The organism is Polaromonas sp. (genome assembly GCF_029945895.1).
In the GTDB taxonomy this organism is placed as follows: domain Bacteria; phylum Pseudomonadota; class Gammaproteobacteria; order Burkholderiales; family Burkholderiaceae_C; genus Polaromonas.
This window is the reverse complement of sequence record NZ_JAQSDL010000040.1, coordinates 40,696-47,638: the sequence shown is the minus strand read 5'-3', so window position 1 is coordinate 47,638 and position 6,943 is coordinate 40,696. Positions and strand designations below refer to the sequence as shown.

7 protein-coding genes are annotated in these 6,943 nt (G+C 65.1%); 3 read left to right on the top strand and 4 right to left on the bottom strand.

Annotated features, from left to right (window positions below; translation table 11 throughout):
* Positions 1-134: 134 nt before the first annotated feature.
* A complete protein-coding gene (locus PSV33_RS04845) occupies positions 135-506 on the bottom strand; it encodes a hypothetical protein (protein WP_300559371.1) in 372 nt (123 codons plus the stop codon).
* 182 nt (positions 507-688) lie between these two features.
* On the opposite strand from PSV33_RS04845, the gene PSV33_RS04840 reads away from it, so the two are divergent.
* Positions 689-1,603 carry a delta(1)-pyrroline-2-carboxylate reductase family protein gene (locus PSV33_RS04840; protein ID WP_300559369.1) on the top strand — a complete coding sequence of 305 codons (915 nt, stop codon included), beginning with the start codon at positions 689-691 and terminating at the stop codon, positions 1,601-1,603.
* Between the two features lie 74 nt (positions 1,604-1,677).
* Positions 1,678-3,036, top strand: a complete 1,359-nt coding sequence (locus PSV33_RS04835; RefSeq protein ID WP_300559367.1) for an MBL fold metallo-hydrolase — start codon at positions 1,678-1,680, stop codon at positions 3,034-3,036.
* A gap of 174 nt (positions 3,037-3,210) precedes the next feature.
* Here PSV33_RS04835 and PSV33_RS04830 read toward each other — a convergent pair whose 3' ends face one another.
* Together PSV33_RS04830 and hemN are read right to left on the bottom strand one after the other, a co-directional pair.
* On the bottom strand, positions 3,211-3,903 hold the full coding sequence (locus PSV33_RS04830; protein WP_300559365.1) for a sulfite exporter TauE/SafE family protein: 693 nt from the start codon (positions 3,901-3,903) through the stop codon (positions 3,211-3,213).
* 13 nt (positions 3,904-3,916) lie between these two features.
* Complete coding sequence (gene hemN / locus PSV33_RS04825; protein WP_300559362.1) at positions 3,917-5,299, bottom strand: oxygen-independent coproporphyrinogen III oxidase; 1,383 nt, start codon at positions 5,297-5,299, stop codon at positions 3,917-3,919.
* Positions 5,300-5,462: 163 nt separating this feature from the next.
* Between hemN and PSV33_RS04820 the strand changes: the two genes are divergently transcribed.
* Entirely contained in the window at positions 5,463-6,206 is a 744-nt protein-coding gene (locus PSV33_RS04820) for a helix-turn-helix domain-containing protein (RefSeq protein WP_300559374.1), read from the top strand.
* Positions 6,207-6,469: 263 nt separating this feature from the next.
* Here PSV33_RS04820 and PSV33_RS04815 read toward each other — a convergent pair whose 3' ends face one another.
* A complete protein-coding gene (locus PSV33_RS04815) occupies positions 6,470-6,934 on the bottom strand; it encodes a universal stress protein (RefSeq protein WP_300559359.1) in 465 nt (154 codons plus the stop codon).
* Between the last annotated feature and the right edge of the window lie 9 nt (positions 6,935-6,943).

The window sequence follows — 6,943 nt, the reverse complement described above, 5'->3', positions numbered from 1 at the left end:
GGATTGCGGGGCTGAAAAAGGCGGGATAACTTCATGGAAGGAATGCTAACCGCTGGCGGCGCTCCTTCCTCAAACCGAAACCTGTCGCACAGCAGACCGATGCCTGCCGGAAAACAGGAGGGAGAAAGCAGGGTTTAGCGAACCGCGCGGAAGGAGACCGGCAGCATGCCCATGTTGTTCGCAGGCGCGGTGGTCTGGCCGACGGCCATCACAGCGCCAGACGGCTCATTGACGGCCAGGGTGGACTTTGCACCGTCGTTGTACATGTCTGCCCGCGCGTGCCGCATGCAGTTGCTGAGGGCCGCACCACGCAGGGTTTCCACACAATAAGCCACCGCGGTTTGCTGGGAGGCCAGCATGGAGTCACGCGCCTGGGCCTTTTTGACTTCACCACTGGCCACCATGGCAATGGCTGCCAGCAGGCTCGCAATCAGGACCACCCCGGCGCCCAGATAAAAATATTCACGGTGGACGGTATGGGTTTGGGGCAGATGGGTGGAAAACATGAAACAGACTCCTCGTTACGACTGTTTCGATGGTATGAAAGCACCCCGGCCATGCAACACGGGGCACTTCCCGTGCCTCTGTAGGATAAAACCGCTTCCCGCGAACAGCCCCTGACCGACCCTTGCACACGTCGCCCAGACTTCACGCACTGGCCATGCACAGGCTGGCTTACCATCCAGCCATGACCGATGTGCCCATCCTGCTGAGCGCCGCGCAGACCGCGGCCCGCCTGCCCTACCCTGCCTTGCTGCAGGAGATCGTGCGCCTGCTGGGCGATGCCTCGGTGCAGGTCCCGCAGCGTCTGGTGCAGCCGCTGGCCGGTGGCGGCAGCCTGTTCGTGATGCCAGCCTCGGACAGCCGGGTGGCCATGACCAAACTGATCACCTTCACGCCCGCCAATGCAGGAACCGCGCGCGCGACCATCCAGGGCGATGTGGTGGTGTTTGACATCGCCAGCGGCGAGCGCCGGCTGGTGCTGGACGGCCCGACCGTCACAGCGCGGCGCACCGCTGCCGTCTCCCTGCTGGCGGCGCAGCGACTGGCCCCCAACACCCGCGGGCCGCTGCTGATTGTGGGTGCCGGGGTCCAGGGCAAGGCTCACCTCGAAGCCTTTGCCGAAGTCCTGCAGGTCCGCGAAGTCGTGATCGCCTCGCGCAGCGGCTCCAGTGCGCAGGCCCTGGTGCAACACGCGCAGGCGCTGGGCCTGCAGGCCCGCGCAGTCGGGGACGCCAACGCGGCGCTGGCCGACTGCCCGCTGGCGGTCACCTGCACCCCGGCGCATGGCGTGGTGCTTGACAGGCTGCCGCGCCGGGATGCTTTCATCAGCGCGGTCGGCGCCTTCACGCCGCAGATGGTGGAGCTCGGGCCGGACCTGTGTTGTCACTTTGCGCAGCAGGGCGCGGTGTTTGTGGACACCGCCGACGCCAGCCATGAAGCGGGCGATCTGCTGCAGGCCGGGCTTGATGTGGGCCGCTTTGCAACACTCGCGGACGTGCTGGTCCAGGGAACGCAACGGCCAGCCGGGCCGGTGCTTTTCAAGAGCTGCGGCTGGGCCGGCTGGGACCTGGCCGCCGCGCGGACGGCGCTGGCGCCGTAAAAGTGGGTTCGTCACGTCCAGCCCTGTTGATCCACCGCAAACAGGTCCGCCACCGCTCTTTCTAGACTGAACCCATGAAACTTCAATTCCTGGGCGCAACCGATACCGTCACCGGTTCCAAATACCTGATCCAGCACGACAAGGCCAGGGTGCTGGTCGATTGCGGGTTGTTCCAGGGCTACAAACTGCTGCGCCTGCGCAACTGGGCGCCGCTACCGCTGAAGCCGGCTTCGATCGACGCCGTGATCCTCACGCACGCCCACATCGACCACAGCGGCTACCTTCCCCTGCTGGCCCGCCAGGGGTTTCGTGGCAAGGTGTTCTGCAGCCCCGCCACCTACGACCTGTGCCGCATCCTGCTTCCCGACTCCGGGCATCTGCAGGAGGAAGAAGCCGAGTACACCAACCGCCACAAGCTGTCCAAGCACGAAGAAGCGCTGCCGCTGTACACCCGCGAGGACGCAATGGCCTGCCTCAAGCTGTTCCAGCCCGTTCCCTATGACACCGACTGGCAGCCCGTACCGGGCCTGCATGCCCGCCTGGCGCCCTCGGGCCACATGGTCGGCTCCTCGTTTATCAGGCTGGACGACGGATCGCGCTCCATCCTGTTTTCCGGGGACATCGGCCGGCCCCATGACCTGGTGCTCAAGCCCCCTGCGCCGATGGACGGCGCCGACTACCTGGTGGTGGAATCCACCTATGGCGACCGCCCGCACAAGAATTCGGATCCGCTGCTGGAACTGGGCAAGGTGATCAACCGCACCGCCGCGCGCGGCGGCGTGGTGGTGATCCCGGCTTTCGCCGTGGGCCGGGCCCAGAGCCTGCTGCACTGCATCCAGCTGCTCAAGGCCCAGGGCGTGATCCAGGATATCCCGGTGTACCTCAACAGCCCCATGGCGGCCAATGCCATGCAGGTGTACCTGAAACACAAACCGGAACTCCGGCTGACAGCCGCCGAGTGCAGTGCACTGGCGCACGCCGCGCATATCGTGCAGACCCCGGAAGAATCTCGCTTGCTCAACGCACGCCATGGTCCGATGGTGATCATCTCCGCCAGCGGCATGGCCACGGGCGGACGCGTGGTGCACCACCTCAAGGCCTTTGCGCCCGACAAGCGCAACACGATCCTGTTCGCCGGCTTCCAGGCCGGCGGCACCCGCGGCGCCTCCATCGCGGGGGGTGTACCGACGGTGCGTATCTTCGGCGAGGACGTGCCCATCCGGGCCGAAGTCGCCATGCTCGACGACCTGTCGGCGCATGCCGACGCCGCCGAAATTTTGAGCTGGCTCAGGGGTTTCAAGGCGCCGCCCCGGCAGACCTTCATCACCCACGGCGAACCCGCAGCTGCCGACGCGATGCGTCAGCACATCGAGCGCGAACTGCACTGGGACGTGCACATGCCGTTCTACCTCGAGACGGTCACACTCCGTTAGAGTCAGCTTCGCGCCGCCGGGCCGCCCCAAGGCGCGAAAGCCCCCTCGGGGGGGGCAGCGCATTACACGAAGTGAAAAGCGTGGGGGCGACATGTCGCGCCGCCGGGCCGCCTCAAGGCGCGAACGCCCCTCGGGGGGCAGCGCAGCACACGAAGTGGCAAGCATGGGGGCCAGTTACCCCAGGCCGCACCACTCGGCAAAGCGGTGAAAGGCATCCGCCCAGAGTGCCCAGGCAGCCGCGAGGATCAGCAGGCCACCAGCGGCGCGTGTTCCCCAGTCCTGCTTGAGCTTGTTCCCGCGGCCCTGCAGCTTGTCGTACAGCAGGGGAACGAGCATCAGCGATACGCTGCTGCCGGCTGCGAACAGCGCCATCGACAATGCGCCCTCCAGCGGCCCGCCGCTGAGCGACGCGACCAGCAGCGCCGAATACAGCAGGCCGCAGGGCATGAAGGCCCATAACGCACCGGTGGCGAAGATGCCGCCACGCGCAGCAGCCAACGGCCGCATGCGCGCCCAGACGGCGCGGCCGGCGTCGCTGACCCATGCCGGCTGTCGGGCCTGTGCCAGCAGCATCAGCCCCCAGAGCAGAACAGCCAGATGAAACAGCGTCCAGACCGGACGCAGGGCTGCAGTGTTCGTGGTCAGCCAGGCCAGGCTCTGCACGGCCAGCGCGGCAGCAGCGCCGGCCAGCGAGTACCCGGCGAGGCGCCCGGCCTGAAAACTCCAGAGCGAACGCGATGACGCGCCCGCGCCCTGACGCGGACCCAGGCGAGAGATGCCCGCACAAGCTGCGCCGCACATGGCAGCGCAATGCGGACCGCCGGCCAGCCCCATCATCAGGGCGGTCACAGCCAGTGTGGTGGACATGGCAACAAGCTGTTCAGATGATGCGCGAGAACCTCGCGCGGTTGCGGTCGGCCTGCAGGTAGCGGTCGAACACCATGGCCACCGCACGCACGAAGAACCAGCCCTGCGCCGTGACCTGGATGCCGGATTCGTCGAGAAGTACCAGACCCGCATCTGCCAGACTGCGCAGCTGCTCGAGTTCGGCCGCGAAATAGCTGCGGAAGTCGAGCAACCAGGCCAGTTCGACCGATTCGAAGAGCACCTGGCCCTGGCACATCAGCGCCATGATCACGGCCCGGCGTGCGAGATCGTCGCGGTTGAGCGCCAGCCCGCGCACCACCGGCAGGCGTCCCTGATCCAGGTGGTCGCAATACTCTTCCATCGTCTTGGCGTTCTGGCTGTAGGTCGCACCGATGCGGCCGATGGCCGAGACGCCCAGTCCAATGAGGTCGCAGTCGGGCTGGGTGCTGTAGCCCTGGAAGTTGCGGTGCAGCCGGCCCTGACGCTTGGCGACGGCCAGCGCGTCGTTGGGCAGCGCAAAGTGGTCCATGCCGATGTAGACATACCCCGCGGCCATGAAGGCCGCGAGTGACTGCGACAGCATGGCCACCTTGGCCGCCGCGCCGGGCAAGTCGGCGGAGACAATACGCCGCTGCGGCTTGAAGCGCTCGGGCAGGTGGGCATAGGCATACAGCGCAATGCGGTCGGGCTTCAACTGCGCCACCTGGGCCAGCGTGCGGGCAAAGGATTCAGGCGTCTGGCGCGGCAGGCCGTAGATCAGGTCCACATTGATGGAGTCAAACCCCACTTCACGCGCCTGGGCCATCAGCTCGCTGACCTGCTCATAAGGCTGGACGCGGTGCACCGCCTTCTGGACATCGGGATCAAAGTCCTGCACACCAAAACTCAGCCGGTTAAAACCCATGTCGGCGAGGGCGCGCAATCGCGAGCCATCCACCGTGCGCGGGTCGATCTCGATGGAGTATTCGCCGCCGGGAACCATCGTGAAACTGCGCCGGAGCATGGCCATGAGTTCCCTCAACTCATCGTCGGACAGGAAGGTCGGGGAACCGCCGCCCAGATGCAGTTGGGTGACCGTCTGGCCCTGGCCGAGCTGGGCCGTGTGCAGGTCGATCTCGCGGCTCAGGTAACGCAGGTAGCTGACGGCCCGGTTGTGGTGCTTGGTGATGATCTTGTTGCAGGCGCAGTAATAACAAAGCGATTCGCAGAACGGAATATGGACATACAGCGACAGCGGCATGGTCAGCCCGGCGGGGCCGGTGCGGCGCTGGACCAGGGCCTGTCCATAGTCCGCTGCGGTAAAGGCTTCTACGAAACGATCGGCCGTTGGGTAGGATGTATACCGCGGCCCCGGAACGTCGAATCGCTGGAGCAGATCGGGCGATACATTGGTCATGACATGTTTCTCGTGGAGGTAAGTGACTGTGCCGCGTCTGCCCCCCTGAGCGCTTGACATGGATCAAGGGCGCCGGGGCGGGGGACCGCACAATTTGATCAAGATCATAGAAGGCGCTCCCATGAAGGAAATCCCCGTACGTACGCCCCCCGCGAATCTGGTAATGCATGCCACGGACGCGCCGTTTGTCGATGAAAAAGCCATCAAGGTGGCGTGCTCGAACTGCAACCTTCGCGAACTGTGCATGCCGGTGGGACTGAGCCCGCAGGAGCTCGCACGGATCGACGAGGTGGTGGCCGTGCGCCGCAAGGTCAAACGCGGCGCCACCCTGTTTCGCAATGGCGAACCTTTTGAGTCGCTGTTCGCCATTCGTACCGGCTTTTTCAAGACCTGCGTCACCTCCGGCGACGGCCGCGACCAGGTCACCGGCTTCCAGATGGCTGGCGAGGTGATCGGGCTGGACGGCATCGTCAACGACCGCCACACCTGCGATGCCGTGGCCCTGGAAGATGCGGAGGTCTGCGTCATGCCTTTCAATCGCATCGGGGAGCTCTCGCGCGAGATCAACGCACTGCAACACCATGTGCACCGCATCATGAGCCGCGAGATCGTGCGCGAACACGGCGTGATGCTGCTCCTGGGCAGCATGCGGGCTGAAGAACGTGTGGCGGCCTTCCTGCTGAACCTGGTGCAGCGGCTGCACGCGCGGGGCTTCTCGGGGCTGGAGCTGGTCCTGCGCATGACACGCGAGGAAATCGGCAGCTACCTGGGCATGAAGCTGGAAACCGTGAGCCGTACTTTCTCAAAGTTTGCCGAAGACGGCATCATCGATGTCCACCAGCGCCATGTGCGCATCCTCGACACCGCCGCCCTGCAGTCCATCGTCAACCAGCAGGGCTGTAACTAGGGCCTGTTCACCCTACTTATACAAGTGCGAACGTGGTTAAAACAGCGCCAATCTAGGCGCGCGACGACGCTCAGCCTGGGCGGCTGGGCTAGGAGTGCAACGACGAGTGGCGCTGTTTTAACCACGTTCCCTCCGGGTTGCGGCCAAAAAGGCCATGCGCAGCGTTGCAAAGCCTTGCCGGGCTCCAGCCCGGCTGCATTTTGCGCCTCGCGCATGGCCTTTTTGACTCGCAACGCATCTTGCATAAATAGTGTGAACAGGCCCTAGGCCGCATCCTCGGCCCCGCGCACCACCAGAACCGGCACCGGCGCGGTCCGCACAATCTGTTCGGCGTCGCTGCCCATCAGCACACGGCCTATGCCGCGCCGGCCGTGTGAGCCAACCACAATCAGGTCCGCCTTCACGCTCCGGGCCTGCTCGGCCACATGTTCGCAGACGCGACCTGGCCCGCCCACAATCAGCACGCTGTCGGTCTCGACGCCCTTGTCCACGGCCTTTTGCCGGCCGAGTGCCAGCAGTTTTTCACCAGCCGCCTGCATCAGCGGCACGATTTCATTGGCGTAATTCATCGCCGTCTCAAACCCGTTGACGTAACTGAGCTCGTCGACCACGTGGATCAGCCGCAACCGCGCGCCGGTCAGCCCGGCCAGGCGAATGGCTTCGTCCAGCGCTTTTTCCGAAGTCGGGCTGCCGTCGAAGGGAACGAGAATCTGATGGTAAGCGGACACAATTTTCTC

What these genes read in the sequence shown, in the direction of transcription:
- PSV33_RS04845 (WP_300559371.1), bottom strand. Translation starts at nt 506, where the DNA reads ATGTTTTCCACCCATCTGCCCCAAACCCATACCGTCCACCGTGAATAT.
- hemN (WP_300559362.1), bottom strand. Translation starts at nt 5,299, where the DNA reads ATGACCAATGTATCGCCCGATCTGCTCCAGCGATTCGACGTTCCGGGG.
- PSV33_RS04835 (WP_300559367.1), top strand. Translation starts at nt 1,678, where the DNA reads ATGAAACTTCAATTCCTGGGCGCAACCGATACCGTCACCGGTTCCAAA.
- PSV33_RS04840 (WP_300559369.1), top strand. Translation starts at nt 689, where the DNA reads ATGACCGATGTGCCCATCCTGCTGAGCGCCGCGCAGACCGCGGCCCGC.
- PSV33_RS04820 (WP_300559374.1), top strand. Translation starts at nt 5,463, where the DNA reads ATGCATGCCACGGACGCGCCGTTTGTCGATGAAAAAGCCATCAAGGTG.
- PSV33_RS04830 (WP_300559365.1), bottom strand. Translation starts at nt 3,903, where the DNA reads ATGTCCACCACACTGGCTGTGACCGCCCTGATGATGGGGCTGGCCGGC.